General features: G+C 51.3%; 1 rRNA gene. It reads left to right on the forward strand.

Annotated features, from left to right (window positions below):
• Positions 1-22: 22 nt before the first annotated feature.
• Positions 23-1,586, forward strand: a 16S ribosomal RNA gene (locus tag FC30_RS03475).
• Positions 1,587-1,606: the final 20 nt, after the last annotated feature.

Consider the following 1,606-nt stretch of genomic DNA (forward strand, 5'->3'; position numbering starts at 1 on the left):
AAAAATAAAGAGTCACAAACTTTAAATTGAGAGTTTGATCCTGGCTCAGGATGAACGCTGGCGGCGTGCCTAATACATGCAAGTCGAACGAAACTTCTTTATCACCGAGTGCTTGCACTCACCGATAAAGAGTTGAGTGGCGAACGGGTGAGTAACACGTGGGCAACCTGCCCAAAAGAGGGGGATAACACTTGGAAACAGGTGCTAATACCGCATAACCATAGTTACCGCATGGTAACTATGTAAAAGGTGGCTATGCTACCGCTTTTGGATGGGCCCGCGGCGCATTAGCTAGTTGGTGAGGTAAAGGCTTACCAAGGCAATGATGCGTAGCCGAACTGAGAGGTTGATCGGCCACATTGGGACTGAGACACGGCCCAAACTCCTACGGGAGGCAGCAGTAGGGAATCTTCCACAATGGGCGAAAGCCTGATGGAGCAACGCCGCGTGGGTGAAGAAGGTCTTCGGATCGTAAAACCCTGTTGTTAGAGAAGAAAGTGCGTGAGAGTAACTGTTCACGTTTCGACGGTATCTAACCAGAAAGCCACGGCTAACTACGTGCCAGCAGCCGCGGTAATACGTAGGTGGCAAGCGTTATCCGGATTTATTGGGCGTAAAGGGAACGCAGGCGGTCTTTTAAGTCTGATGTGAAAGCCTTCGGCTTAACCGGAGTAGTGCATTGGAAACTGGGAGACTTGAGTGCAGAAGAGGAGAGTGGAACTCCATGTGTAGCGGTGAAATGCGTAGATATATGGAAGAACACCAGTGGCGAAAGCGGCTCTCTGGTCTGTAACTGACGCTGAGGTTCGAAAGCGTGGGTAGCAAACAGGATTAGATACCCTGGTAGTCCACGCCGTAAACGATGAATGCTAAGTGTTGGAGGGTTTCCGCCCTTCAGTGCTGCAGCTAACGCAATAAGCATTCCGCCTGGGGAGTACGACCGCAAGGTTGAAACTCAAAGGAATTGACGGGGGCCCGCACAAGCGGTGGAGCATGTGGTTTAATTCGAAGCAACGCGAAGAACCTTACCAGGTCTTGACATCTTCTGACAATCCTAGAGATAGGACTTTCCCTTCGGGGACAGAATGACAGGTGGTGCATGGTTGTCGTCAGCTCGTGTCGTGAGATGTTGGGTTAAGTCCCGCAACGAGCGCAACCCTTATTGTTAGTTGCCAGCATTAAGTTGGGCACTCTAGCAAGACTGCCGGTGACAAACCGGAGGAAGGTGGGGATGACGTCAAATCATCATGCCCCTTATGACCTGGGCTACACACGTGCTACAATGGACGGTACAACGAGTCGCAAGATCGCGAGGTTTAGCAAATCTCTTAAAGCCGTTCTCAGTTCGGATTGTAGGCTGCAACTCGCCTACATGAAGTCGGAATCGCTAGTAATCGCGGATCAGCATGCCGCGGTGAATACGTTCCCGGGCCTTGTACACACCGCCCGTCACACCATGAGAGTTTGTAACACCCAAAGCCGGTGGGGTAACCTTTTGGAGCCAGCCGTCTAAGGTGGGACAGATGATTGGGGTGAAGTCGTAACAAGGTAGCCGTAGGAGAACCTGCGGCTGGATCACCTCCTTTCTAAGGATAATTTCGGAAAC

The organism is Ligilactobacillus animalis KCTC 3501 = DSM 20602, from assembly GCF_001434535.1.
GTDB lineage: Bacteria > Bacillota > Bacilli > Lactobacillales > Lactobacillaceae > Ligilactobacillus > Ligilactobacillus animalis.